This is a genomic window from Halobacillus ihumii (assembly GCF_902726645.1).
Classification (GTDB): domain Bacteria; phylum Bacillota; class Bacilli; order Bacillales; family Halobacillaceae; genus Halobacillus_A; species Halobacillus_A ihumii.
In genome coordinates this window covers 122,387-147,912 of the sequence record NZ_CACVAO010000001.1, presented here as the reverse complement: position 1 = coordinate 147,912, position 25,526 = coordinate 122,387, and the positions used below count along the sequence as shown (strand labels likewise).

28 protein-coding genes are annotated in these 25,526 nt (G+C 39.7%); 27 read left to right on the top strand and 1 reads right to left on the bottom strand.

What is annotated here, in order from left to right:
• Positions 1–184: 184 nt before the first annotated feature.
• The 6 genes from G6R08_RS00800 to G6R08_RS00775 all read left to right on the top strand — a co-directional run bounded on the left by G6R08_RS00800 (position 185) and on the right by G6R08_RS00775 (position 5,857).
• Positions 185–817: a CBS domain-containing protein gene (locus G6R08_RS00800; RefSeq protein ID WP_163526256.1), complete on the top strand. Its 633-nt coding sequence runs from the start codon at positions 185–187 to the stop codon at positions 815–817.
• 127 nt (positions 818–944) lie between these two features.
• Complete coding sequence (locus G6R08_RS00795; RefSeq protein WP_163526255.1) at positions 945–1,631, top strand: metallophosphoesterase; 687 nt, start codon at positions 945–947, stop codon at positions 1,629–1,631.
• A gap of 128 nt (positions 1,632–1,759) precedes the next feature.
• A complete protein-coding gene (locus G6R08_RS00790) occupies positions 1,760–2,344 on the top strand; it encodes a genetic competence negative regulator (RefSeq protein WP_163526254.1) in 585 nt (194 codons plus the stop codon).
• Between the two features lie 130 nt (positions 2,345–2,474).
• Positions 2,475–3,413, top strand: coding sequence for a D-alanine--D-alanine ligase family protein (locus G6R08_RS00785; RefSeq protein ID WP_163526253.1), 939 nt, complete (start codon positions 2,475–2,477; stop codon positions 3,411–3,413).
• Between the two features lie 134 nt (positions 3,414–3,547).
• Complete coding sequence (locus tag G6R08_RS00780) at positions 3,548–4,801, top strand: Glu/Leu/Phe/Val family dehydrogenase (RefSeq protein WP_163526252.1); 1,254 nt, start codon at positions 3,548–3,550, stop codon at positions 4,799–4,801.
• Positions 4,802–4,882: 81 nt separating this feature from the next.
• On the top strand, positions 4,883–5,857 hold the full coding sequence (locus G6R08_RS00775; RefSeq protein ID WP_163526251.1) for a YpdA family putative bacillithiol disulfide reductase: 975 nt from the start codon (positions 4,883–4,885) through the stop codon (positions 5,855–5,857).
• Between the two features lie 64 nt (positions 5,858–5,921).
• Here the strand turns inward: G6R08_RS00775 and G6R08_RS00770 are convergent, their stop codons facing one another.
• Positions 5,922–6,893: an asparaginase gene (locus G6R08_RS00770; protein ID WP_163526250.1), complete on the bottom strand. Its 972-nt coding sequence runs from the start codon at positions 6,891–6,893 to the stop codon at positions 5,922–5,924.
• 93 nt (positions 6,894–6,986) lie between these two features.
• On the opposite strand from G6R08_RS00770, the gene prsW reads away from it, so the two are divergent.
• The 21 genes from prsW to ndk all read left to right on the top strand — a co-directional run bounded on the left by prsW (position 6,987) and on the right by ndk (position 25,525).
• Positions 6,987–7,652 (top strand): glutamic-type intramembrane protease PrsW, encoded by a 666-nt coding sequence (prsW, locus tag G6R08_RS00765; protein ID WP_163526249.1) that lies wholly within the window; start codon positions 6,987–6,989, stop codon positions 7,650–7,652.
• A 136-nt stretch (positions 7,653–7,788) separates the two neighbouring features.
• Complete coding sequence (gene sleB / locus G6R08_RS00760; RefSeq protein ID WP_163526248.1) at positions 7,789–8,631, top strand: spore cortex-lytic enzyme; 843 nt, start codon at positions 7,789–7,791, stop codon at positions 8,629–8,631.
• 15 nt (positions 8,632–8,646) lie between these two features.
• Positions 8,647–9,987: a germination protein YpeB gene (ypeB, locus tag G6R08_RS00755; protein ID WP_163526247.1), complete on the top strand. Its 1,341-nt coding sequence runs from the start codon at positions 8,647–8,649 to the stop codon at positions 9,985–9,987.
• A gap of 229 nt (positions 9,988–10,216) precedes the next feature.
• On the top strand, positions 10,217–10,876 hold the full coding sequence (locus tag G6R08_RS00750; protein WP_205439379.1) for a flagellar brake protein: 660 nt from the start codon (positions 10,217–10,219) through the stop codon (positions 10,874–10,876).
• 163 nt (positions 10,877–11,039) lie between these two features.
• A complete protein-coding gene (cmk, locus tag G6R08_RS00745; protein WP_163526245.1) occupies positions 11,040–11,729 on the top strand; it encodes a (d)CMP kinase in 690 nt (229 codons plus the stop codon).
• A gap of 3 nt (positions 11,730–11,732) precedes the next feature.
• On the top strand, positions 11,733–12,323 hold the full coding sequence (locus tag G6R08_RS00740; protein WP_163526244.1) for a lysophospholipid acyltransferase family protein: 591 nt from the start codon (positions 11,733–11,735) through the stop codon (positions 12,321–12,323).
• 91 nt (positions 12,324–12,414) lie between these two features.
• Complete coding sequence (gene rpsA / locus G6R08_RS00735) at positions 12,415–13,557, top strand: 30S ribosomal protein S1 (protein ID WP_163526243.1); 1,143 nt, start codon at positions 12,415–12,417, stop codon at positions 13,555–13,557.
• 15 nt (positions 13,558–13,572) lie between these two features.
• Positions 13,573–14,610, top strand: a complete 1,038-nt coding sequence (gene fni / locus G6R08_RS00730) for a type 2 isopentenyl-diphosphate Delta-isomerase (RefSeq protein ID WP_163526242.1) — start codon at positions 13,573–13,575, stop codon at positions 14,608–14,610.
• Positions 14,611–14,666: 56 nt separating this feature from the next.
• Positions 14,667–15,263, top strand: a complete 597-nt coding sequence (locus tag G6R08_RS00725; RefSeq protein WP_163526241.1) for a YphA family membrane protein — start codon at positions 14,667–14,669, stop codon at positions 15,261–15,263.
• Positions 15,264–15,462: 199 nt separating this feature from the next.
• On the top strand, positions 15,463–16,773 hold the full coding sequence (der, locus tag G6R08_RS00720; protein ID WP_163526240.1) for a ribosome biogenesis GTPase Der: 1,311 nt from the start codon (positions 15,463–15,465) through the stop codon (positions 16,771–16,773).
• A gap of 25 nt (positions 16,774–16,798) precedes the next feature.
• Positions 16,799–17,839, top strand: coding sequence for an NAD(P)H-dependent glycerol-3-phosphate dehydrogenase (locus G6R08_RS00715; RefSeq protein WP_163526239.1), 1,041 nt, complete (start codon positions 16,799–16,801; stop codon positions 17,837–17,839).
• Between the two features lie 59 nt (positions 17,840–17,898).
• Positions 17,899–18,159 carry a stage VI sporulation protein F gene (locus tag G6R08_RS00710; RefSeq protein WP_079530138.1) on the top strand — a complete coding sequence of 87 codons (261 nt, stop codon included), beginning with the start codon at positions 17,899–17,901 and terminating at the stop codon, positions 18,157–18,159.
• Positions 18,160–18,358: 199 nt separating this feature from the next.
• The gene (locus G6R08_RS00705; protein ID WP_163526238.1) at positions 18,359–18,556 is read left to right on the top strand and encodes a DUF2768 domain-containing protein; all 198 of its coding nucleotides are present in this window, start codon (positions 18,359–18,361) and stop codon (positions 18,554–18,556) included.
• A gap of 22 nt (positions 18,557–18,578) precedes the next feature.
• A complete protein-coding gene (locus tag G6R08_RS00700; protein ID WP_163526237.1) occupies positions 18,579–19,304 on the top strand; it encodes a hypothetical protein in 726 nt (241 codons plus the stop codon).
• Positions 19,305–19,930: 626 nt separating this feature from the next.
• A complete protein-coding gene (gene spoIVA, locus G6R08_RS00695; protein ID WP_163526236.1) occupies positions 19,931–21,409 on the top strand; it encodes a stage IV sporulation protein A in 1,479 nt (492 codons plus the stop codon).
• Between the two features lie 360 nt (positions 21,410–21,769).
• Positions 21,770–22,042: an HU family DNA-binding protein gene (locus G6R08_RS00690; RefSeq protein WP_079530134.1), complete on the top strand. Its 273-nt coding sequence runs from the start codon at positions 21,770–21,772 to the stop codon at positions 22,040–22,042.
• A gap of 122 nt (positions 22,043–22,164) precedes the next feature.
• Positions 22,165–22,389: a trp RNA-binding attenuation protein MtrB gene (mtrB, locus tag G6R08_RS00685; protein ID WP_163526235.1), complete on the top strand. Its 225-nt coding sequence runs from the start codon at positions 22,165–22,167 to the stop codon at positions 22,387–22,389.
• Between the two features lie 107 nt (positions 22,390–22,496).
• Entirely contained in the window at positions 22,497–23,282 is a 786-nt protein-coding gene (locus G6R08_RS00680) for a heptaprenyl diphosphate synthase component 1 (RefSeq protein ID WP_240339623.1), read from the top strand.
• A gap of 3 nt (positions 23,283–23,285) precedes the next feature.
• Positions 23,286–23,999, top strand: coding sequence for a demethylmenaquinone methyltransferase (locus tag G6R08_RS00675; RefSeq protein WP_163531014.1), 714 nt, complete (start codon positions 23,286–23,288; stop codon positions 23,997–23,999).
• Between the two features lie 16 nt (positions 24,000–24,015).
• A complete protein-coding gene (hepT, locus tag G6R08_RS00670; RefSeq protein ID WP_163526234.1) occupies positions 24,016–24,987 on the top strand; it encodes a heptaprenyl diphosphate synthase component II in 972 nt (323 codons plus the stop codon).
• 91 nt (positions 24,988–25,078) lie between these two features.
• Positions 25,079–25,525, top strand: a complete 447-nt coding sequence (gene ndk, locus G6R08_RS00665; RefSeq protein ID WP_079530131.1) for a nucleoside-diphosphate kinase — start codon at positions 25,079–25,081, stop codon at positions 25,523–25,525.
• The last annotated feature ends 1 nt before the right edge of the window (position 25,526 follow it).

Sequence of the window (25,526 nt, the reverse complement as noted above, 5' to 3'; positions counted from 1 at the left end):
GTAGGAGCATGGGTTTTCATCAAGACTGGCTCACCCATTGGCAGAACTGGGGTTGGTTAAAGTTGTTCAGGAAGAGATAGAGCGGCAAAGAGTAATCTCTGATAAATCCATGGCAGCTGGCAGGAAAATGATGTTTGATGTCGAATATATTTAGTTCAGACGATAAAAACTTAGGGGTGAGTCTATGTTTGTTAAAAGCATTATGAAACCTATACACAAATCATATGTATCTCAAAAAGAAGAAGATCTAAAACAAGTATTGGAACGGTTGAATAAATATGACTTGCATGCAATGCCAGTCATTGAAGATCAGAAATTCATCGGAATGATCTCCAGGGAAATCATCTACCGAGCTTTTTTTGAAAGTGAACAGCAAAAAGAAACATTCTTAAGAGGCTGCGTGGCAGGGGATGTTGCTTTATACAAGGAACTCTCGATAGATGATGAAGAAGTGTTTGAGCGAACTCTTCCTTTATTTAAAGGTTTTCCATTGTTAGCGGTTGTAGATGATCAACAGAACTTTAAAGGTCTAATTACGAGGTTTGATGTCATTGAACAATTTGAAAGTGCATTCGGTGCTAAGAAGAAGGGAATACGAATTGCCTTTACCTCAGAAGAATCGGAGGGCCGAATAGAACGTTTAGGGGATATTATTAAAAGCTATCATGAAAATGTTATTTCACTTGCCACCTTTGATGAAACCGACAAGCTTGCACGCCGGATCGTTTTGAAGGTTGAAAATAGAGACAATATTGAGCAATTCACTAGAAAGCTGGAAAAAACAGGCTTCCGAATACTTAGCGTTAAAGAAGTATAAAAAAAGGTCGCTGTGTGGGAGCACATGGCGGCCTTAATTTTGTCAACATAATGTTTAAATAGAAGGAGTGGTCTATATACGCTATTTTTATGGAGGCTTCCTTATAGTTTTATGGTTTATCTTCAAAATGAACCGCACAGCCAAATCTGACAAAGTAAGAATACACAGCCGCAAAGTTTCTATAAAAGATCCTTATACAATCTTTTATATTTCCGATATCCATAATCGCTTGATAAACGATCAAACCCTTGCTAAGATCAAGGACGTTGATGCTGTCATTATTGGTGGTGATCTGGCTGATCGCCGGGTCACTGGCACGAAGCTTTCCAGAAACGTCAAGCGATTACAAACTTGGGGTGCGCCACTATATTTTATCGCTGGCAACAATGATTACGAGTTCAAATCTGAACACATTATTTCTTTTCTTAGAAAAAAAGGGGTGACTCCGCTTTCTAATGAGTGGGCATATTTAGGGAGAAGCGGACTGACTTTAAGCGGAATTGATCCTTATTTTAGTGAAGCATCCATACCTGCTCTGCTTTCTTCACAGAAGGCAAACATATTGGTTGTCCATGAACCAGTTATTTTAAAGGAATTCCCTGATGATGTTTATGAAATTTATGATCTAATTTTAACAGGTCACACTCATGGTGGTCAGATTAGAATTTTCGGTAAAGGACCTTACTCCCGGGGCCGGTGGGAGGATGGAGTACACACTTCTTTCTTAAATAGTGAAGGATATGGGACATCGTTAGTTCCGCTGAGGCTGGGTACTGCACCGGAAGTTCATTTGATAAGACTTACACCACACTAAATAGGCGAACAAATAATTAGCTATTGCCCTATAGCATAATCATGGATATAATGCTAAAAAAAGTGCCATAATTAAAGCAGGTATCATAAGATATAGATAAAGGTATCCTTTACCGAGGGGGCGATTACATGCGAGTAGAAAGAATGTCCAACGAAAAGTTCAAAATATTTTTGACTTTTGATGATTTAACGGACAGAGGTCTAACCCGTGATGAGTTATGGGAAGACCTGCCGAGGGTACATCGCGTGTTTAGTGATATGATGTATGATGCTGGCATTGAACTCGGTGTAGAGTTAAATGGAGTTCTTCTCGTTCAAGTTTATTTACTACAGGCCCAAGGCATGTTAGTAGTTGTTACAAAATCAGATTCTGATTATATGGAGGAAGATGAAGATTATATCGAAATGAAAGTGACATTAGATGAAAGTAATGAAATGATGTTTTGCTTTGATGAATTTGAGGATGTTATTCAGGCAGGCTTGCAACTGTATCAGTTAGGCGTGTACGGCGGAGATGTTTATTCCTATCACAATCATTACTATATGATGCTGGATGATGAGACTATTGCGCACCTTGATCCCGAGCAGGTGATTGCCTTATTATCTGAGTTTGCCTCCGCTTCAGCTGTTACTTCCCACAGATTGATCGAATATGGAAAGATTGTAATGAAAAATGATGCAATGCAAAATATTTATACCTATTTTTCAAACTGATTTACAAATAGAACGATGCTGTGACTAAGCTTCGTTCTTTTTATTTGTTTTTTTAAATAGAAGCAGTGCAGTGAACATGTTAAGATAGGATGGAAGCGAACATAGTTTTTGGAGAAATGGAGTGTCAGGAATGAAGATTGTGGTTCTATATGGCGGTATTTCTGGTGAACGTGAAGTATCCCTCTCTACAGGTAAAGGAATTATTAAAGCGTTACAAAATAGGGGCCATGATGTTACTGGCATAGACTTCAACCCAGGTAAGTTGGATGAATTATTACAATTAAATGTTGATCTTGTATTTCTAGGTTTACATGGTAAACACGGGGAGGACGGCAAGGTTCAGGGCTTGCTGGATATGCTTGAGATTCCTTACGTGGGATCAGGAGTACTAGCTTCAGCATTAGCAATGGATAAATCTAAATCTAAACAAATATTTGCTAATAATGGAATTCTGACTGCCAAGAGTAAATCTTTTCATCGAGATCATTATAAAGATAAAAGCGAAATTGCTTCCGAAATTAAGTCAGCTTTTTCACTGCCTTTTGTAATTAAACCCAATCAGGAAGGGTCTACGCTCGGGCTATCTATTATTAAAGAAGAAGAACAAATTGAGCCAGCAATTGAAAAAGCCTTACTTTCAGATCCAGTAGTGTTAGTGGAGGATTATATTAGTGGCAGAGAAGTAACTGTACCTGTGGTAGGAAGTCAGGGGACCGAAATGGCACTGCCTATTATAGAGATCATTCCTAAAAACGACTATTATGATTTTGATTCCAAGTACCAGCCGGGAGGAAGCGAACATATTGTACCAGCTGAAATAGAGCAAGCGCTAACAGATAGACTAAAAGCAGAAGCGATTCAAGCACATCAGTTATTGGGTTGTAATGTATATTCCCGCGTTGATTTTATTATTAACGAAGAGCAGGAACCGGTTATTCTTGAAGTGAATACGCTTCCTGGTATGACTCCGACCAGTCTTTTTCCTGATTCAGCCCAAGTTATTGGCTGGAGTTATGATGATCTTATTGAGCAATTTGTCACGCTTTCTTGTGAAAATAAAAGTAAATGAATGAAATCGCTTACAGTCAAGTTGAAATTACGTATGAAATGAGCCATATTTGCTTTGCATAATAGTGCGTAAGGTGTATACTATTGACTGAAAGATGACCGTAAAGTGAATGGTTTGATATAGGAGGTAAATGCATGGTAGCCGAGAACGATCAATTTGATGTATTAAATTCCACTCAGACAGTGGTAAAAAAAGCACTTGATAAACTAGGGTATCCAAATGAAGTCTATGATCTTTTAAAAGAACCTGTTCGCATGATGGCAGTCCGAATTCCTGTGCGGATGGATGATGATTCGATAAAGATTTTTACTGGTTATCGAGCCCAGCATAATGACGCTGTCGGGCCAACTAAGGGCGGGGTTCGCTTTCATCCGAATGTCACAGAGAAAGAAGTAAAAGCACTATCAATTTGGATGAGTTTAAAAGCAGGAATTGTTGATTTACCTTATGGCGGTGGTAAAGGAGGAATTGTCTGTGATCCACGAGAAATGTCTTTCAGGGAACTCGAAGGAATCAGTCGGGGATATGTGCGGGCTATCAGTCAAATCGTTGGACCGACTAAAGATATACCTGCACCAGACGTATTTACAAATTCGCAAATTATGGCTTGGATGATGGACGAATACAGCCGAATTGACGAATTTAACAATCCTGGATTTATTACAGGGAAACCAATCGTGTTAGGTGGATCACACGGCAGGGAAACGGCAACTGCCAAAGGGGTTACCATTTGTATTGAAGAAGCAGCAAAGAAAAAAGGAATCGATGTAGAAGGCGCGCGAGTTGTAGTGCAGGGCTTCGGAAATGCCGGTAGTTTTCTTGCTAAGTTCATGCATGACAAAGGAGCTAAAGTCATTGGTATTTCTGATGCCTACGGTGGATTGCATGATCCGGATGGATTAGATATTGATTACTTACTTGATCGTCGTGATAGTTTCGGGACCGTTACCAATTTGTTTAAAAACACCATCACTAATGAAGAATTACTTGAACTTGATTGTGATATCCTCGTTCCGGCAGCGATTGAGAATCAGATTACAGAGAAAAATGCCAATAGCATAAAAGCAACAATCGTTGTTGAAGCTGCCAATGGACCAACGACACTTGAAGCAACTAAAATACTTTCTGATAGAGGCATACTTCTCGTTCCAGATGTCCTTGCATCAGCAGGCGGAGTTACGGTTTCCTATTTTGAATGGGTTCAAAATAACCAGGGCTACTATTGGACGGAAGAAGAAGTAGAAGAAAAGCTTCATAAAGTAATCATTAAGGGCTTTGATAATGTTTTTCGAACCGCAGAAAACCGCAGGGTGGACATGAGACTTGCCGCCTACATGGTTGGCGTACGTAAAATGGCTGAGGCTTCTAGGTTCCGTGGATGGATATAAGTTGATTCCATTTGTTAAATCTCCTATCATTCATATGGTAGGAGATTTTCATTTGCAGGCAAGGAAAGAGGAGTGACAAGTGTGTTACAAGAAAAGGTAATTATTATCGGGGCTGGACCCTGTGGAATGAGCGCAGCCATAGAACTAAAAAAACAGGGGATTGACCCGTTACTGATTGAAAAGGAAAATGTAGTCAATTCCATATATCACTACCCTACCCATCAAACATTTTTTAGTTCGAGTGAAAAGCTTGAAATTGGCGAGATTCCATTCATTACGGAACGTCAAAAACCTGTACGGAACGAAGCTCTTTCCTATTACAGAGCAGTAGCAGAGCGTAAACAATTACGTATAAATTCATTTGAAAAAGTAACATCAGTTCAGAAGACAGGGAAAGGTTTTCAACTTTGTACAGCTAAAAATACTGGGGAAACAGTAGAATACTTCGCTGAATACGTTATTGTGGCTACAGGGTATTACGATCAGCCAAATTATATGAATGTAAAGGGAGAAGAGCTTGACAAAGTCAAGCATTACTTCAAAGAGGCCCATCCTTATTACGATAAAGACGTCGCCATCATAGGCGGGAAGAACTCTGCTGCAGATGCGGCTCTTGAGCTAGTAAAGGCAGGAGCAAAGGTGTCGGTGCTTTATCGTGGGGAAGATTATTCAAAAAGTATTAAGCCATGGATTCTTCCTCAATTTGAGGCACTTGTCCGAAAAGGAATTGTTCACATGGAATTCTGTGCAAATGTCTTAGAGATTAACAACAAAGAAGTCAAATATGAATGTCATGGGACAGAGAAATGCATCAAGAATGACTTTGTCTTTGCTATGACTGGGTATCGTCCAGATAATGACTTCCTAACAAGCATGGGAGTAGCGATCAATGAAGGATCAGGACGCCCATCATTCAATGAACATACAATGGAGACGAATGTACCTGGTATTTATATAGCAGGCGTGATAGCAGCAGGTTTCAATAATAATAAAATATTCATCGAGAATGGACGTTTTCATGGCGGTCAGATCGCACAAAATATCACTCAAAAATAAAAACAGGGTCGTGGATATATTCCATGACCCTGTTTTTATTGTAAATCATGCTATTCACTGGTTTTTAATAACTGAACATCGGGGATAATTCGATTGGGTTGTTTGTCATTTCCAATGCCACCATCAGCTTGATTCTGGCTTTCGGTCCAGTAAGGCCATTTGCAAAGATAACTCCCATTTCCCTAAGTTGTCTCCCGCCGCCTTCATAGCTATAAGTGTCCTGAACGATACCTTGATAGCATCTAGAGACAAGGACAATAGGAATTCCTGCCTGTATTGTTTCCTTAATAGCCTCGACTGTTTCCGGAGGCAGATTTCCTTGTCCTAATGCTTCAATGACCATTCCATCAATGCCACCTGTTCGTGCCGCGTCAATTAATATCCCATCCATGCCAGCATAAGCTTTAATCAAGGAGACCTTTTTGCTTATTTGCTGAATGGGATAAGAGTCATGACTGGTTGTTTTATGATGAAAAAAAACATCCCGCTTTGTAGTAATACCGATAGGCCCATATTGAGGACTTTGAAAAGTTGCCACGTTACTCGTAGATGTTTTTGTTACATTACGTGCAGTATGGATTTCATCGTTCATGACAACTAATACACCTTTGTCCTGGGCCTCATCACAACTCGCAACGCGGATAGCCGTTAATAAATTATAAAGCCCGTCTGAACCAATTTCATTACTGGAACGCATCGCCCCTGTCACAATGATTGGTTTTTTTGTTTGCAAAAACAAATCAAGAAAATAGGCGGTTTCTTCTAAAGTGTCGGTCCCGTGTGTAATCACAATTCCATCAAACCTATCTTTTGCCAGTTTCTCATGAATAAACCGGCCAAGCATTAACATGTGATCTGGACGAATGTGGGGAGATGGAAGATGAAACAAGAATTCATCTTCAATAATTGTTGTTCCCGACAAAAAAGAAGAAATCTCTTCTAAAGGATGATTACCATCCGTATTAACTTCACCTGTTTCTTTATTTTCTTTCATCGAAATTGTTCCACCTGTATGAATGATTAAAATCCGTTTCATACGTTATCACCTGCCTACTCGTTTCTTATTCCTTTTCCTACTTCTTCATGATACGATGAATTAAGTGGGAAAGAAAGAGAGGGCGGATGGATTATGGCCATACTTACCGTGGCGATTGCTCCGGCTATTGCACTTATGACCTTTATTTATTTAAGCAAGCGGATAGAACTTGAGCCCTTGCCTCTAATTATACGTATGTTTATATTTGGTGCACTCCTTGTATTTCCGCTGCTGTTTATTCAATATGCTTTCGAAAGTGAAGGCTTATTTCAAACACCACTATTAAAATCACTCTTCTTAGCCGGGCTGTTAGAAGAATTTTTTAAATGGTTTGTTTTTATGTTCGTTATTTTTTATCATACTTCATTTGACCATCATTATGATGGAATTATTTATGGCGTCGCGATTAGTCTAGGATTTGCTACGCTGGAAAATATTATTTATTTATTTGCAAATGGGATTGAATTTGCTTTCTTCCGTGCTTTATTCCCCGTTTCTTCCCATGCACTGTTTGGTGTGTTGATGGGGTACTATATGGGAAAGGCAAAGTTTTCGTCCGAACACCGTAAGTTACATATCTTTTTAGCTTTTCTCATTCCCTTTTTACTGCATAGTTTCTATGGTTACTTCGTTGTTTCAAATGAATGGCTTTACTATGTAATTCCTTTCATGATTATCCTCTGGTTAATTGGTGTGCAAAAAATCAAAATAGCAAACAAGCATCATGAGCAGCTTATTCATCCGTATAAAAATGAGTAGTCTCCTTTTTCATTAAAGGGGGCTTTTTTATTTACCATCAACCTATCTTACAGGAATAGCTTTCACATGTATAAAGTAGCAACTTTGATAAAAACTAACGCTACAAATATATGTAATGGTCAGGGGTGGAAGCAAGATGATTTGGAAGAATACATTGTTGTTTTGTTTAATGTTTGTATTATTCATTCAACCATTTACTGAGTTGAATCATATTAAACCAGTTCATGCCTTTTCCAATCAAGTCATTCAACACGGTGCTGTGGGCGATGATGTGATTGAATTGCAGGCTCGTTTGCAATATCTGGGGTTTTACAATGGAGAGATTGACGGAGTGTTTGGGTGGGGAACGTATTGGGCTCTTCGCAACTTTCAATACGAATTTGGAATGAAAGTGGATGGCCTGGCTGGTCCTAAGGTCAAAGAAAAATTAGTAGAAGCCAGTGAATATGATAAAGGGTATGTTAAGAAGCAAATCCGTCAAGGTAACGACTTCACACATTATGGAGGTGTACCTAATAAACAACAGACAGAACAGCCTTCGCAAGAACAACAGTCACAACAGCAACAACAACAGCCGGCATCTCCTCCGCAGGAACCAACCGCGGTTAATGTTCCAAGTGGTTATTCACAGAACGATATCCAGCTGATGGCAAATGCTGTTCACGGTGAAGCGCGAGGTGAACCATATGTCGGACAAGTGGCTGTTGCAGCAGTGATCTTAAATCGAGTGGAAAGTGCATCGTTTCCCAACTCGATTTCAGGAGTAATTTTTGAACCGCGTGCTTTCACAGCTGTTAGTGACGGTCAAATTTGGTTAACGCCGGATGAAACATCAAAACGTGCTGTCCTGGATGCCATAAATGGCTGGGATCCTTCAGGCGGGGCTTTGTATTATTTTAACCCGAATACAGCTACATCCGATTGGATATGGTCACGACCGCAGATTAAGCGAATTGGAAAACATATATTCTGTATGTAAATAGGAGGTGGGAATATGTTTCGCTGGATTACAATAACTGTGTTAGCAATCACGATAATCGGTCTCGGAGTTTTTGGATACAAAGAACATCAAGAGAAAAATGCCGTACTTTTACAGGCAGAGAACAATTATCAACGAGCCTTTCATGAGCTTACCTATGACATGGATTTGCTGCATGACAAAATAGGTGCTACGTTGGCTATGAATACGAGAGCTCAAATTTCCCCGCAATTGGCAGAGATTTGGAGGCTTACATCTGAAGCTAAATCAAATGTAGGGCAGCTCCCTTTAACATTGCTTCCCTTTAATAAGACTGAAGAGTTTTTAGCTAATATAGGAGATTTTTCGTACAATACGGCTGTAAGGGATTTAGAAAAAAAACCTCTTACGGATGAAGAACTAAAGGGTCTTGAAGCTCTTTATAAACAATCAGGTGAAATTAAAAAAGAACTCCGACAGGTTCAAAGTATGGTATTGAGCGAGAATCTGCGCTGGATGGATGTACAGCTGGCTTTAGCAACAAGTGATGAAAATGGTGATAATACGATAATCAATGGGTTTAAAACTGTTGAGAAATCTATGGAAGGGTATCACGAAACCAATATGCAAACCGGTATTGTTTCAACTGGTTCAGAAAAGGAATTAAATAAAATTAAAGGTGAAAAGATTAACAAGGAACAAGCCAGAGATATTGCAACTAAATGGTTGAAAGGTGTAAACAAGTCGGATTTAACGCTAACCAGTAGTGGTAAAGGCGCAAATATCGATACGTTTACAGCTTCTTACCAAAAAGGTGATACAAATGGCTACATTGATATAACGAAAAAAGGCGGTCATCCATTAACAGTTATGATCAGCCGGAAGGTAAAAGAGCCTAAGATCAGCCTGTATAAAGGATCTGAGAAAGCCAAGTCGTATTTAAAACGGATTAACTTAACTGACGTAGAATTGGTTGAAAGTAATCAGTATGAGCATGTGGGTGTCTATCGATTTGTCTACAGCAAAGACGGTATTCGTCATTACCCTGACTCTGTTAGGGTAAAAGTAGCACTCGATAACGGAGATTTGCTTGGACTCACAGCTATCGATTATTATAGCCACCACGATGATGACGCATTAAAAGAACCAGCGATTTCCGAAGAGGAAGCACGAGAAAAAGTAAATCCAAATCTGGAAATTCGTGAACAACACTTATCCGTGATCGAAAATGAAGCGGAAGAACAAGTGCTTTGTTATGAGTTTATGACAACTATGGATAACGAAACCTATCGGATTTTTATTAACGCATGGGATGGAACTGAGGAGAAAGTAGAAATTCTCCATTCCGTTGAACCTAAATTTAAAACTTCTCTTTAAGAAGAGGGCTGCACAAAAATGAAATGTACCCCAAATTTTTGATACGTACGGAAGTTTGGGGCATTTCATGAAGCAGCTCTCTATTTTTATATTTAGTTTTGATAAGGTTCTTATGAAATATATGAAATCATTAACTAATTCTTTTATCCCCTGTTATCTTCCTTTTTGAAGGAAGTTTTGCGATAATATATGTAATACTAAAGTCACGCTGAGGAGAGGGATGGGTATTATGAAAGTGGGGACCCCCATCACATTGGAATTGTATAAACGAAGTCAAAACGAACCGGAAAGGTACAAGTGTAAACTTGTTGATAAAGAAAAAAATTTTATTTATATTGATTATCCTGTAAAAATGGACTCCGGGAAAACCGGGTTCTTCTTTGAGGGAACTGAATTTTACGCTAGCTTCGTGGGGGAAGACAGCTCGGTTTACCGGTTTGAAACGGAAGTAGTGGCAAGAAAGCTTGTAAATATACCTGTGCTCGTATTGACGTCCCCTGATATTGACCACCTTGAACGAATCCAGAGAAGAAAATACGTAAGAGTAGATGCATCCGTTGATACGGCCATCCAAACAGGGGATAAGCCGATGAACAGTTTCACTACCGTTACTCAGGATATCAGTGGAGGCGGGGCTGCTATCATACCTTCGGGGCGCCATAGTCTTTTACCAGGTCAGGTCCTTAACGTTACCTTGGTCTTAGCCATGAGTTCCGGGCAGTACCGATATATTGAAACGAAGGGAAAGGTTATAAGAGTCGGGGCATCTAAGGGCAGGCAGAACAGTGTTTCGATTGAGTTTATAAACATTTCTGAAAAGCATCGCCAAGCAATTATTCAGTATTGTTATGAGCAGCAGATGTATATGAAAAGACGAACGGTAAATTAGTCACATTATAATGGAATTCCGTGTAGTTTTTTGTTATTCTTTAAAGGAATAAATAAAGTGATTTACGTATATAGCAAGCAATTAATACGTTAGATACAAGCGCGCTTTCTTCTAAGTAGGTGCGCTTTCGTATGTGGCACTGAGAAGATGGAGGAAAAATTTTATGAAATCTGATTTACCTTTAGCAATAGCAATTGATGGGCCGGCAGCAGCAGGAAAAAGTACTGTAGCGAAACGAGTGGCGCATCAATTATCGTACATTTACATAGATACAGGAGCGATGTATCGTTCGTTAACACTTAAGGCAATACGACTAGAAGCAGACCTTGAAGAAGAAATTGAGTTGGCTGATTTATTAAAAACTACAGATATAGAGCTCATTCAAAAGCGTGACGGCCAACATGTGATGATGGACGGTCAGGATGTTTCCCTCGATATTCGGACAAACGAAGTAACTAGTCAGGTTTCTATCGTCGCCAAACATCGTGAAGTTCGTGAAGAAATGGTGAAGAGACAACAAGAACTAGTAGAGGAGCGCGGAGTGGTAATGGACGGCCGCGATATCGGAACACATGTAATTCCAGATGCAGAGGTGAAGATATTTATGGTTGCTTCTGTAGAGGAAAGGGCTGAACGCCGTCATAAAGAAAACCTTGAGAAAGGTTTTACTTCTGATTTGGAACAGTTAAAAATGGAGATTAGAAAACGTGATGAAATTGATTCAAAACGAGAGACAGCTCCATTAGTGAAAGCAGAGGATGCGATTGAAGTTGATACGACTTCGCTGACAATCGACGAGGTTGTCAGCCAAATCGTTATGATTGTAAAGAAAAAGCAAATCAGGGAGGGATAAAGTGTGAATTTGTATAAATTAGGGAAATTAGTCTGTAGTCTCGTTTTCTTTCCTTTGTATCGAATCAAAGTAGTCGGCAAAAAAAATATACCTAAGGATGGGCCTGTAATCATTTGTTCGAATCATATTTCTAACTTTGATCCTCCTGTTGTTGGGATTACAAACAGTCGTAATGTTTATTTTTTAGCAAAAGAAGAACTATTTAAAAACCGTTTTCTCGAAAAACTGCTAAAAAGCGTAAATGCTTTTCCGATCAAACGCGGAATGCGCGACCGAAATGCTCTAAGAAAAGGTCTGGAGATTCTAAAAGATAACCATACCCTTGGTCTGTTTCCAGAAGGATCCAGACAGAGTAATGGTGTAGTAGGAGAAGGGCTGGCAGGAGCGGGTTTCTTTGCGCTAAGATCTAATGCTGAAATTGTTCCTTGTGCCATCATTGGACCTTATCAGAAATTCAAACCGCTTAAAGTGGTGTACGGGAAACCGATTGATATGACTGAATATCGTGAGCAAAAAGCATCTGCTAAAGTCGTTACAGATCGAATAATGGAAGAAATCAGACAATTGCATGAATTTCATCGTAAAAAAGCATAATCACTTGACAAACTGCTCCAAATATTAGAAGTTAGACAAAAGGGCATTTCTGTATTTTGGTTGTGTCGGAAATTGAAGGAGGTAGCTTGGTATGGATGAAATGAACCATGAAGTATCAGGAATGAAAGAATTTTCTGCAGGGGATATCGTGACTGGTAAGGTCGTGAAGATTGAAGAAAAACAAGTCCTTGTAGATGTTGGATATAAAGTGGAAGGAATTGTTCCCATCAGTGAATTATCCAGCTTGCATGTAGAAAAGGCTTCCGACGTAGTACACGAAGGAGACGAGTTAACTCTGCAGGTTAAAAAAGTAGAAGATGATGAAATCGTTCTATCAAAAAGAGCGGTAGATGCAGATCAGGCTTGGCAGGAACTTGAAGCTAAGTTTGAAAGCGGAGAAATCTTCGAAGCAGAAGTGAAAGACGTCGTTAAAGGTGGACTAGTCGTGGATATTGGTCTCCGTGGCTTCATCCCAGCTTCCTTAGTAGAGACGTATTACGTGGAAGATTTCGAAGATTATAAAGGAAGAAATCTTAGTTTGAAAGTGGTTGAACTTGACCGCGAACAAAATCGTGTCATTCTTTCTCACCGTGCTGTAGTTGAAGCAGAAGAGTCTTCCAGAAAACAGGAAGTACTGCAGTCCCTTGAGGAAGGACAAGTTATCGAAGGAACGGTTCAAAGACTGACGGATTTTGGTGCCTTTGTCAATCTGGGAGGTATTGATGGACTTGTGCATATCTCTCAACTTTCCCATGAACATGTGGAGAAATCTTCAGATGTTGTCGAAGAAGGGCAAACTGTCAATGTAAAGGTTCTTTCGGTAGATCGAGATAATGAAAGGATTTCACTATCTTTAAAAGCTACACAGCCTGGTCCTTGGCATGACATTGAGGAGCGTGTCAATCAGGGAGAAGTGCTCGAAGGAACTGTAAGAAGACTTGTTAGCTTCGGAGCATTTGTTGAGGTGCTTCCAGGGGTAGAAGGTTTAGTGCATATTTCTCAAATTTCTAACCGCCATATTGGTACACCTGGGGAAGTTCTTGAAGAAGGACAGACTGTAAAAGTTAAAGTACTTGATGTGGACGGCGGTGCTAAACGCCTTTCATTAAGTATGAAAGAACTTGAACGAGACCAAAGCCGCGAAGAGATTAAACAATATCAGAAAGAAGAAGACAGTTCAGGCTTCTCTCTTAGCGATATGATCGGTGATCAATTAGACAAATATAAAAAATAGTGGATGGTGATTGATATGTCAAGATCACAAAGAAAACTTGACCATATACGTCACGCACTCAGTCATAAAAGAGATGCATATAATCATTTTGATGATATTGAATTAATTCATCAAAGCCTGACCGATTTACATTGGGAGCATCTCGATTTAAGTACGAAAGTAGGGGAACTTAACTTAAGTTCCCCTCTTTTTATTAACGCGATGACGGGTGGAGGCGGAAAGAAAACGATAGAGATTAACCAAAGCCTGGCACGGGTCTCAGCTCAAACAGGCATCGGCATGGCGGTTGGTTCTCAAATGGCTGCGATTAAAGATAAAATAGAACGACCGAGCTTTGAAATCGTACGAAAAGAGAATCCTAATGGGGTAATTTTAGCAAATGTAGGCAGTGAGGCATCAGTAGAACAAGCATTAGATGCAGTGGATATGATTAAGGCTGACGCATTACAAATTCACGTGAATACATTACAGGAATTAATTATGCCGGAAGGTGATCGTGATTTTACGAAACGTTCAATAAATATTGAAAAAATTGTTCGTTCCCTTCAAATTCCTGTGATTATAAAAGAAGTAGGCTATGGGATGAGCAAGGAAACAGTTGAGCATCTTAGCTCATTAGGGGTTACATATATAGATGTTGGAGGAAGAGGAGGGACAAACTTCTCACGCGTTGAAAACATGCGGCGTGAGAAGCCTTTGAGTTCGTTTGAGAATTGGGGAATTCCTACTCCCATATCGTTAATAGAGGCCACCTCTACTTCTAAGGACCTTCACATATTGGCTTCTGGTGGAATTCGCAATGGGCTGGACGGTGCTAAAGCCTTAGTCCTCGGAGCGAATGCGTTTGGAATGGCTGGTTCTTTACTTCGTACTCTTATTGAGCAAGGTGAACAAGCTGTCGTTTCAGATATTCGTTTTATAACGAGAGAGTTAAAAATGGCCATGATGCTGTTAGGGGCTTCAGAAATTAGCAGTTTACGAGGTAAGCCTCACGTGACAACAGGAAAAGCGAAAGATTGGTTAGAGCAGAGAAGCCCAAAACTTAAGGGGTGATTTACGTTTACTGATGAAGATTTGCCGCCATACTAGGGATATAGGAGGAGAGGGATATGGCGGTTGCTTACTACTGGTATGCATGGTTTTTAATGATCCTTGCATACTTTTTTCTAAATCGAAACTCCATAAAGCGAGATGTACTTATGGTGTTCATTGCGTTTCAAATGATCAGTTTTTCTCATCTGAATAATAATCATGATGTCTCCACCTATACCTTACTAGGGGTGCTTTCTCTGTTTGGACTTATATTCTGGATTGAACAAAAGAAATTTTGGTATCATGCTTTACCCTTTTCATTTAGTCTATTATGTGCTGGAGTTCAGCTGTTTTTCTTAGTTAATCCTGTATGGTCGCTTTTCCCAGCTATACAGTGGCTGCTTGTCGGGGTTATTTATATTGTTCATAAGCTGGGGTTCCCTTTCTATAGCCAGGTAGGTTTGTGGGTATTAGTGAATACCTTAGGAACCTTATGGTCTACTTTAGTTTTGACTTACTATCAGACCTCTGACTATATGAATTTAATTGAAATGAATCTATTAATAGGAAAAGGGATTATATTGCTATTTCTCTTACAGGGGATCTACCAAATCAAACGATCATTAGTAAAACTAAAACGTCAACAGCGTAATAAACGCAGAATTTATGCATAAACAACCGTTCATCCTCAGTGCAAATGGTAAGAAAGCAATTGTATATTTATTAAGAATTTGCTACTATAATAAAGTTAGATGTTGTCTGCTGTTCTTATGGCTGGAAGCTAAAAGGGCTTCTCCATTAAAGAGCAGTATTTTTTTGTAAGAAATAAGTCATATTAAAATTAACTTGGATGAAAGAAAGGATGATCCTTTCATGAGAAAATCAGTTATCGCAATTGTCGGACGACCTAATGTCGGGAAATCAACTATTTTTAATCGACTGGTGGGAGACCGAATTTCAATTGTAGAAGATACGCCGGGTGTTACCCGTGATCGGATATATGCTGAGGCTGAATGGTTAACTACAAACTTTAATCTTATTGATACAGGTGGAATTGAACTAGGAGATGAGCCTCTGCTTGTACAGATGAGGGCTCAGGCTCAAGTTGCTATTGATGAGGCTGATGTTATTATTTTTATGGTTAATGGCAGAGATGGCATTACTGGCGCTGATGAAGAAGTAGCCAAACTTTTATTTAAATCTAATAAACCAGTTGTGCTGGCGGTAAATAAGGTTGATAATCCTGAAATGCGGGAAAATATTTATGAATTCTATTCTTTAGGGTTTGGAGAGCCATTTCCGATCTCGGGTACCCATGGATTAGGTTTAGGTGATCTGCTGGATGCGGCGGTTAAACACTTCCCTGAACTCAATCAAACAGAAGAAGATGAGGACATTATCCGATTTAGTGTAATCGGCAGGCCGAATGTAGGCAAGTCCTCTTTAGTGAATTCTTTGCTAGGTCAAGATCGTGTTATCGTAAGTAAGATAGCAGGAACGACTCGAGATGCGATTGACACACCATTTACGAAAGACGGAAAAGACTTCGTGATCATTGATACAGCGGGAATGCGTAAACGGGGTAAAATTTATGAGGCTACTGAAAAATACAGTATAATTCGTGCGTTAAAAGCAATTGAAAGATCAGATGTGGTTTTATCATTGATTGATGCAGAGGCAGGCATCCAGGAGCAGGATAAAAAAATTGCCGGCTATGCTCACGAAGCTGGTAAAGCAGTGGTAATTGTTGTGAATAAATGGGATACCGTTGAAACAGACGAAAAAACGATGAAAGAATTTGAAGATGATATCCGTTCAAACTTTAGATTTCTGGATTATGCTCAAATTGTATTTCTTTCCGCTAAAACCAAAAAGCGGACACATACTTTATTACCTAGAGTACTTGAAGCAAGCGAAAATCATGCTAAACGGGTTCAATCCAGTATTTTAAATGAAGTCATTATGGATGCACTGGCCATGAATCCGACCCCATCGATCAAGGGACAAAAACTTAAAATTTTCTATGCTACACAGGTAGCTGTAAAACCGCCGAGTTTTGTGGTATTTGTAAATGATCCGGAATTGATGCACTTCACCTATGAACGATTTCTTGAAAATCGAATTCGTGAAGCATTTGGATTCGAAGGAACACCTATAAAGATTTTTGCTAGAAGGAGAAGTTAAATAATTTCGGGAGGAGAATGTAATCATGGAAAAGGTTGCTGTATTAGGAGCAGGAAGCTGGGGAACAGCGCTGGCCCTCGTGTTAGCAGATAATGGCCATGAGGTTCATCTTTGGACACATCGCGAGGATCATGCTGATGAAATTAACAGGACTCATAGAAATGAACGATATTTAAAGGATATCACGATTCCAGAGAATATTACTGCATATTCGGATCTAGCTGCGGTGACGTCTGATGCAAAACACATTATTCTTGTTGTACCAACGAAAGCAATGCGTGAAGTGTGTCAACAGCTTATTCCTCATCTATCCCAAAAAGTAACGATTACCCACGCATCGAAAGGAATAGAACCGGAGACGTATAAGCGTGTGTCTGAAGTTATATCAGAAGAAATTCCAGCAGAGTTGTATCATGATATTGTTGTCCTTTCTGGTCCAAGCCATGCAGAGGAAGTAAGTTTAAAACACCCGACTACAGTAACGGTTTCTGCTAAAGACTTGAACATTGCTTCCACAGTGCAGGATTTATTTATTAATGAACAGTTCAGAGTTTACACGTCACCGGATTTGGTCGGTGTTGAGCTCGGCGGAGCGTTAAAGAATATCATTGCACTGGGTGCCGGTATTTCTGATGGTCTCGGATTTGGAGATAATGCTAAAGCAGCTTTAATTACGAGGGGCCTAGCCGAAATTGCAAGACTAGGAACCTCTATGGGTGCAAATCCTCTAACTTTCTCAGGACTGACAGGAATTGGCGATTTGATCGTAACGTGTACAAGTTCTCACAGTCGAAATTGGCGAGCTGGTTATAAACTTGGCCAGGGAGCCAATCTGGATCAAGTACTTGAGGATATGGGCATGGTTGTAGAAGGAGTTCGCACAACGAAAGCAGCTTTTCAGCTTTCCAAAACACAGAATGTAGATATGCCGATAACAACTGGGATTTACAGTGTCTTATTTGAAGAAGCTGATCCCAAAGATGTCGTGACTCAGCTAATGACTCGAATTCGACGTCGTGAAATGGAGGACTTAACAAATATTCTAGATGATCAAATGAATAACTAACACATCGCTCTTCTCGTGCATATACTACCAAGAAACAATTGCACGAGGAGGTCAAAATAATGAGCGGTTTTCAGAAGAATATCTTTGATCATTTGCAAAAGAAAGCAAACATCAACCCCGATGATGTTTATAAAGTGGCGGACTCTGTAAAGCATGCTGACTTTACTGATGAAAAAACAGTCCGCCAATTAGTCAAGCAGTTATCATCTATTGCTGGTAAGCCTGTTTCAAAACAAAAAGAAGACAAAATTGTGGAGGCAATTGTTAAGCAAAATATGCCTCTGGATATGAATACGCTTAGTAAATTTTTAAAAGGATAGTAATATGTAGGCGCTTTTAGGAGGCGGTCCCTTGCTAAGACGCATACAATAACCCGTAGCTTTTATTATGAAAGAGCTAAATGGGGAATTATTTAGTCGTGCCGGAGCTTTTAAAAGCTCCGGATTTTTTTTGTCTACGCTCGATGGATAACCTATGATATAATACCTCAGAGTGCTTATGAGTATAGGAGGAAATAGCATGTCTTTATCCATGTTAAAGATGTACATATCGTTCGCTGGAATACTTTCTTTATTTATTGCAATAGGACTGATTTACATAAGTCGCTACAAGTCTAAAGGGCTGTTTTCTATAATTACTGGAATTTTCGCCTACTTATTTATGATTTTTGGCGGAATTGTAATTATGTATATTGTATTTAGTGGTCCAACGACATAATGGTAATAAGGAGGTCAACCATATGAATATTTTAAAGTTGATGATAATACCTCTAATCGCTTTTTTATTAACAGGCTGTTTATATCCAGATTCAAAGCTAGAGAAGAATCAGATGCCCAATCAGGCGCAATTAAATGCGATTCAAAAAGCTGTTGACCAGTACAAAAAGCAGGAATCAGGATTGTTGCCGATTAAAACTAAAGACCAGGATACTCCTATCTTCTTAAAGTATCCGATAGACTTTAGCAAACTTCAGCAAAAAGGCCTGATCGGTGAGGCACCTGGAACCGCATTTATCAATGGAGGTAACTATGAATACACATTGATCACTCCTGAAGAGAATCCAACAGTGAAATTGGTTGATTTGCGAACATCAGAAGCTATTCGTTCATTGAAAACAAAGGTTCGGTTTTATCAGCAAGAACATAAATACCCGCCCTTTAAGGAACAGATTGCAAAGGGAGTCTATAGCTTGGATTATGAAGCATTGGGGCTTGACGAACCGCCTGCCGTAGATAGCCCTTATTCTCAACAGATGCTGCCGATTTACATTAATGAGCGTGGAAAACTCTTCATTGATTATAGAAAAGATTTGTATGAATATATACGTAATAAAGATCACAACTATACTACAGGGGACGACATCCGATATTTACTTACAGATTATGCCCCATTTGCTCCGGCCTATTCTGAACCATATACCATAAAAAATGGCGAGCCTATCTTTATGTCTCAACTTCCATCATAATTTTCTTAAAGAGGCTGGGACATATATAAAGCAATGATGCCAAAAATCGAACAATAAAATTGAATAGTATAAACGCGGATAATTAGCGTAGTCAAAATGCGGAGACTCCTGCGGGACTAAAGTACATGGTGAGATCCCGTAAGGCGACAGCCTGAGGAAGATCGTCTTTTAGAGGATGTTCGGTTAAAAACGGGGAAAGAGGAAGTTCGGCTAAAATCGAAACGTCCTGTTTCAACGCCGAACTACCCCACATCGTGTGGGGCATGTGCCAACACCGAACGACCCCACTACGCGCGAGGGCCGCGGAAAGCGAAGTGTTTTGACGCAGCGATGGTAGAAAGTCCTTTCTTGACACACAAATAACCCGAACTAATTTTGATAAAATAGTTCGGGTTACTTTATGTTTAATTCAAATTCGTCCCAGCTTCTTTTATATGACTGCGAGATTCGTTTCATGGAAAAGTGAATTTGTTTATCACAAGCTTAATCAATTGTGCATGATTCGCCCCTCCATCTAATAAATATAGATAACTTCTAAAATATCTGGCATAATCCGATAGCAACCAGTCATAGAATGAGAGTGTCCAGGCTTGTATGAGGTGAAATATTATCTGGGAGGGGATCCTTTGGAGAAGGTAGATATCTTTAGCGATATTTCCAAACGGACGAATGGAGATATTTATTTAGGGGTAGTCGGTGCTGTACGCACAGGAAAATCGACGTTTATAAAAAAATTCATGGAACTTGTAGTCATCCCAAATATGGAAGAAGAATCGGAAAGAGAGCGAGCTCTGGATGAACTTCCTCAGAGTGCGGCCGGTAAAACAATTATGACAACAGAGCCTAAATTTGTACCTAATCAGGCTGCCACAATTAATATCGATGAACACTTAGACATTCGAGTAAGAATGGTAGACTGTGTGGGCTATGCGGTAGATGGAGCAGTTGGCTATGAGGATGAACATGGACCTAGAATGGTTCATACACCATGGTACGAAGAGGCTATACCTTTTCATGAAGCAGCAGAAATTGGTACACATAAAGTAATTCAGGAGCACTCTACGATCGGAGTGGCTGTCACAACGGATGGAACAATCGGGGAAATTGCCCGTGAAGATTACATCGCCTCAGAGGAAAAGATCGTTGAGGAGCTTCGTGAAGTTGGTAAGCCGTTTATTATGGTCGTAAACTCGGCACAGCCTCATCATGAAAGCACAGAAAGACTCAGACAGGAACTGGCTGAGAAATATGACATCCCAGTACTCGCCTTATCTGTGGAAAGCATGCGTGAGCAGGATGTGCAGAACGTACTTCGTGAAGCCTTGTTTGAATTCCCTGTTCTAGAGGTGAACGTCAATTTACCTAGCTGGGTGATGGTACTTGATTCCAGACACTGGCTTCGGAATAATTTACAAAATGCGATTGAAGAGACTGTACAGGATATTAAACGGCTCCGTGATGTTGATCATGTTATCGGAAATTTTGACCAGTATGAGCATATTACGGGCGCCCATATTTCAGGGATGGATCTGGGTGAAGGCGTTGCAGAAATTGATTTGCAGGCCCCTGAACACTTATATGATCATGTATTGAAAGAGATCGTTGGAGAAGAAATTAGAGGAAAAGACCACCTTCTTGAAATTATGCAGGACTTTGCGCATGCAAAGCGAGAATACGATCAAGTTGCAGATGCGTTGCAAATGGTTAAACAGACAGGATATGGAATCGCAGCACCAACCCTTGAGGACATGGCCTTGGATGAACCGGAAATCATTAGACAAGGCTCAAGATTTGGTGTCAGGCTAAAAGCGGTAGCTCCATCGATCCATATGGTTAAAGTGGATGTACAATCAGAGTTCTCTCCGATTATAGGCACAGAGAAACAAAGTGAAGAACTTGTTCGTTATTTAATGCAGGACTTTGAAGAAGATCCACTTTCCATTTGGAATTCGGATATTTTTGGAAGATCTCTAAGCTCTATCGTAAGAGAAGGGATTCAAGCAAAACTTTCACTTATGCCAGAAAATGCCAGGTACAAATTGAAAGATACACTAGAGAGAATCATCAATGAAGGATCTGGCGGAATGATTGCGATTATCCTATAACGGCTCCTAAGCGGGCCGTTTTTAATTTTTTTTGAAAAAAATTATCTGCTTGGATGAATTTTTTCATCAACATACAATCTTAAAGTGTAAATTTCACTAAAAACCTCCCTAAACCTTGATATAACAAGGTTTAGGGGGTTTTTAATTTTTGTGCGTTATTGCTGAAAGCAATCTTCAAAAACGGTTAAAAAACTAGGAGAATCGCTTTACTATGCGATTTATACACGATTCTCTATTGAATTATGTGGCAAACTCGTTTATTATAAGGCTTGTCATCACATGATGACTGTTAAATAAGCATTTTAAGTGAAAGTAATTTCACTTGAATGAAAGCAACCTTCTTGGGAGGAGGTGAATGTCATGAATAAAACTGATCTAATTAACGCTGTATCAGAAAAAGCAGAGCTTTCTAAGAAAGATGCAACTCAAGCAGTTGACTCTGTATTTGAATCTATCATGGGATCACTAAAAGATGGTGAGAAAGTACAGCTAATCGGATTCGGTAACTTCGAAGTACGTGAGCGCGCGGCTCGTAAAGGTCGTAACCCACAAACAGGTGAAGAAATCGAAATTTCCGCAAGCAAAGTTCCTGCTTTCAAACCAGGCAAGGCTCTTAAAGACGCCGTTAAATAATGGCTACATAGGGCCGAAAGGGTGCTAACTTTAGCACCCTTTTTTTAATAGCAAAAAGAGCGAATCTTTGACATAATAAAAGGAATAAGAGATAGTATGACTAGAAGAAAGGGGATAGATTGATGACAGCATCCGAAAATGACTTTTTCGTAATAAGAGCTGAAGAGGACGGTGTGAACGTAATAGGGTTGACCAGAGGCACAGACACTCGCTTCCATCATTCAGAAAAACTAGATCGTGGAGAAGTAATGATTGCCCAGTTTACTGAGCATACCTCAGCTGTTAAAGTTCGGGGCAAGGCCATCATTCAAACTCGTCATGGAGAGATGTCAACAGAAGCAGAGTAATTTTGCCATGTTTAGATCTTATCCTACATAACAACAGCTTCACGCATCGATTTATGGTATAATTGATGTGCTTTAACCGTGTTTATGAAAGGGATCAGGTGATATAGGTGAACACATCAGAAGTGAATCTCAAACAATTAAAACAAAAAATTGCCTCTCAAGTTCGCCACCCCTTTTTGGCGAAATTTATTCCAGAGCCAGTTATTGATGAAGACAAGCTGGTTATCTTGTCTTCTATCATGGATCATACAACCCTATCTCCTGTGAAAAAAGAACAGTACGTGATTACTACGATGCTTGTTCAAATCGCTCTCGACACTCATGATCTTGTCACATTGACCGACGAGGATGATGAGAAGGAAACGATTCGTACACGCCAACTCACTGTGCTTGCTGGTGACTATTACAGTGGCCTTTATTACTATTTGCTATCACAGCTTAACGATATACCTATGATTCGAACGCTAGCTGGAGCGATTAAGGAAATTAACGAATTAAAAATGGAGCTCTATTACAAAGATGTAGACTCGTTCCAGGAGTTTTTACTCTCCTTAAAGAAAATTGAATCCTTGTTAATTCAACGAGTAGCCTCGTATGTACAAAAGACGACTATTAATGATATGGCCGGAGAGTGGCTGTTAGCGAAAAGGCTGATTGATGAGAAGACAAGCTATCAGGAAGGTAAATTTTCTCCACTGATAGACAGGCTGGTTAGAAAACCGGAATCAAGCGGTCAAGTTATGATAAGTCTAGAGCAAATGCTGCAAAAACATATCACTCGTTTAGAAGCTACCGTATCCCAGCTTCCGATTCATTTTAATTGGTTAAAATCTTATATCCATACCGCTATTCATCACAAATTTTATGAGAAGCACATTGTAGAGGAAGGGTAAATGATGCAGCAACAGACAAAGGAAGAACGTGTTCATCACGTATTCGAGAAAATCTACAAACGTTATGACCGTATGAATTCTATTATTTCCTTCCAACAGCACAGACTATGGCGTAAAGAGGTCATGAAACGAATGAACGTTTCAAAAGGGGATCATACGCTTGATGTATGCTGCGGGACTGGAGATTGGACGATGGCGCTGGCTGAAGAGGTCGGGCCTTCAGGGAAGGTAGTAGGCCTTGATTTTAGTGTGAATATGCTCTCAGTTGGCATAAAAAAGAAGCTGCAATCTAAAATGAAGCATGTAGAATTTGAGCATGGGAATGCTATGGAACTGCCATTTGACGATGATCAGTTTGATTATGTCACGATTGGTTTCGGGTTGAGAAATGTACCGGATTACCTGCAAGTATTAAAAGAAATGCACCGTGTGGTAAAACCTGGCGGCAAGGTAGTTTGTTTAGAAACATCACAACCAGAGAGCCCTGTATTTAAACGACTTTACTATTTTTATTTCAGAAACATTATGCCGCTATTTGGTAAGTTATTTGCTAAGAGTTATCAGGAATACAGTTGGCTTCATGAATCAGCAAAAGATTTTCCAGGTAAGGATGAGTTAGCAGCAATGTTTCAACAAGCAGGGCTGATCAATGTTAAGGTGAAGTCATTTACAGGCGGAGTCGCTGCTATGCATCTTGGGGAAAAGCAATCGTTATGATCAAGGATGAAGAATTATGAAATTAGCCATGATTTACTCTTTTTTAAAGCAAGATTTATATAAAATTGAAGAGGCAGTTAATGAAACGATCCAATCGGAGAATCCTGTTCTAAGAGAAGCCTCCAGCCAGCTGCTAAAAGCAGGTGGGAAACGGATCCGGCCTGTTTTTGTTTTACTGGCAGGAAAATTCGGAGATTATAATCTTGAACGTATGAAAGCGGTCGCTGTCTCACTCGAACTTATACATACCGCTTCGCTCGTTCATGACGATGTAATTGATGAAGCAGAATTGCGAAGAGGCGAACCTACTATTAAATCTAAGTGGGATAATCGAATTGCCATGTACACAGGGGATTACATTTTTGCTCGTTCACTGGAAAACTTATCGACACTTGATAATCCTAGGGCGCACCAAATTTTGGCAAAGACAATGGTGGAGTTATGTCTCGGAGAAATTGAACAAATTCAGGATAAATATAACGTAGAGCAGAATTTCCGAAATTATTTGCGTCGAATAAAAAGGAAAACAGCTATTCTTATTGCGGCTAGTTGTCGGCTGGGAGCCATTGCAGCAAATGTTTCTAAAGAAGAAGAGCTAGCGTTATACCGCTACGGCTACTATGTTGGGATGTCTTATCAAATTATTGACGATGTGCTGGATTTTACCGCTTCCGAGAAAGAACTGGGTAAACCGGCTGGCAGTGATTTACTTCAAGGAAATATTACCTTGCCAGTCTTATTTTCTCTGGAAGATAGTAAGTTTAAAGAGCAAACTCAACATGTGTTTAGTAGTAACACTGAGCTTACTTCTGCTGCTATCGAGCCATTAATTAATGAGATCCAATCCAACGGTTCAATTCAACGGTCTCTGGCGATAAGTGATCAATATTTAAACAAGGCCTATGAATCATTGGAACAGTTACCAAATATCCGTGCTAAGCAAACCTTAAAAGGAATTGCCAAGTATATTGGTAAAAGACGTGCGTAATGGATTGCCACAATCCATATTCTTTGGTAGAATCTTTATTGGCGCTTGTTAAAAGCGCTTTCAAATCATACATAATCATGGGGTGGAAATTATGGAAAAGACTTTTCTAATGGTTAAACCAGATGGCGTACAAAGAAATCTAATCGGTGAAATTGTAGCTAAGTTCGAAAAAAAAGGCTATAAATTAGTTGGGGCAAAACTAATGACGATTAAAGACTCCCTTGCAGAAGAACATTATGGAGAGCATCGTGACAAACCTTTCTTTGGAGAACTTGTTAGTTTTATTACTTCCGGACCAGTATTTGCTATGGTATGGGAAGGTGAGAATGTTATTGCTACAGCGAGGCAAATGATGGGGGCAACAAATCCTAAAGATGCTACAACAGGAACGATCCGCGGTGATTATGGTGTAACAGTTGGAAAGAACGTAATTCATGGTTCAGATTCCATCGAAAGCGCTGAACGCGAAATCAATCTATTTTTCGAACAAGCAGAACTTAACACTTATAACAAAGACAACTCAGCCTGGGTTTATTAAT

What these genes read in the sequence shown, in the direction of transcription:
- G6R08_RS00690 (WP_079530134.1), top strand. Translation starts at nt 21,770, where the DNA reads ATGAATAAAACTGATCTAATTAACGCTGTATCAGAAAAAGCAGAGCTT.
- fni (WP_163526242.1), top strand. Translation starts at nt 13,573, where the DNA reads ATGTCAAGATCACAAAGAAAACTTGACCATATACGTCACGCACTCAGT.
- hepT (WP_163526234.1), top strand. Translation starts at nt 24,016, where the DNA reads ATGAAATTAGCCATGATTTACTCTTTTTTAAAGCAAGATTTATATAAA.
- G6R08_RS00700 (WP_163526237.1), top strand. Translation starts at nt 18,579, where the DNA reads ATGAATATTTTAAAGTTGATGATAATACCTCTAATCGCTTTTTTATTA.
- G6R08_RS00790 (WP_163526254.1), top strand. Translation starts at nt 1,760, where the DNA reads ATGCGAGTAGAAAGAATGTCCAACGAAAAGTTCAAAATATTTTTGACT.
- G6R08_RS00780 (WP_163526252.1), top strand. Translation starts at nt 3,548, where the DNA reads ATGGTAGCCGAGAACGATCAATTTGATGTATTAAATTCCACTCAGACA.
- sleB (WP_163526248.1), top strand. Translation starts at nt 7,789, where the DNA reads ATGATTTGGAAGAATACATTGTTGTTTTGTTTAATGTTTGTATTATTC.
- G6R08_RS00675 (WP_163531014.1), top strand. Translation starts at nt 23,286, where the DNA reads ATGCAGCAACAGACAAAGGAAGAACGTGTTCATCACGTATTCGAGAAA.
- G6R08_RS00795 (WP_163526255.1), top strand. Translation starts at nt 945, where the DNA reads ATGAACCGCACAGCCAAATCTGACAAAGTAAGAATACACAGCCGCAAA.
- mtrB (WP_163526235.1), top strand. Translation starts at nt 22,165, where the DNA reads ATGACAGCATCCGAAAATGACTTTTTCGTAATAAGAGCTGAAGAGGAC.
- G6R08_RS00785 (WP_163526253.1), top strand. Translation starts at nt 2,475, where the DNA reads ATGAAGATTGTGGTTCTATATGGCGGTATTTCTGGTGAACGTGAAGTA.
- G6R08_RS00710 (WP_079530138.1), top strand. Translation starts at nt 17,899, where the DNA reads ATGAGCGGTTTTCAGAAGAATATCTTTGATCATTTGCAAAAGAAAGCA.
- G6R08_RS00800 (WP_163526256.1), top strand. Translation starts at nt 185, where the DNA reads ATGTTTGTTAAAAGCATTATGAAACCTATACACAAATCATATGTATCT.
- G6R08_RS00715 (WP_163526239.1), top strand. Translation starts at nt 16,799, where the DNA reads ATGGAAAAGGTTGCTGTATTAGGAGCAGGAAGCTGGGGAACAGCGCTG.
- der (WP_163526240.1), top strand. Translation starts at nt 15,463, where the DNA reads ATGAGAAAATCAGTTATCGCAATTGTCGGACGACCTAATGTCGGGAAA.
- G6R08_RS00750 (WP_205439379.1), top strand. Translation starts at nt 10,217, where the DNA reads ATGAAAGTGGGGACCCCCATCACATTGGAATTGTATAAACGAAGTCAA.
- prsW (WP_163526249.1), top strand. Translation starts at nt 6,987, where the DNA reads ATGGCCATACTTACCGTGGCGATTGCTCCGGCTATTGCACTTATGACC.
- ypeB (WP_163526247.1), top strand. Translation starts at nt 8,647, where the DNA reads ATGTTTCGCTGGATTACAATAACTGTGTTAGCAATCACGATAATCGGT.
- ndk (WP_079530131.1), top strand. Translation starts at nt 25,079, where the DNA reads ATGGAAAAGACTTTTCTAATGGTTAAACCAGATGGCGTACAAAGAAAT.
- G6R08_RS00725 (WP_163526241.1), top strand. Translation starts at nt 14,667, where the DNA reads ATGGCGGTTGCTTACTACTGGTATGCATGGTTTTTAATGATCCTTGCA.
- cmk (WP_163526245.1), top strand. Translation starts at nt 11,040, where the DNA reads ATGAAATCTGATTTACCTTTAGCAATAGCAATTGATGGGCCGGCAGCA.
- rpsA (WP_163526243.1), top strand. Translation starts at nt 12,415, where the DNA reads ATGGATGAAATGAACCATGAAGTATCAGGAATGAAAGAATTTTCTGCA.
- G6R08_RS00705 (WP_163526238.1), top strand. Translation starts at nt 18,359, where the DNA reads ATGTCTTTATCCATGTTAAAGATGTACATATCGTTCGCTGGAATACTT.
- G6R08_RS00770 (WP_163526250.1), bottom strand. Translation starts at nt 6,893, where the DNA reads ATGAAACGGATTTTAATCATTCATACAGGTGGAACAATTTCGATGAAA.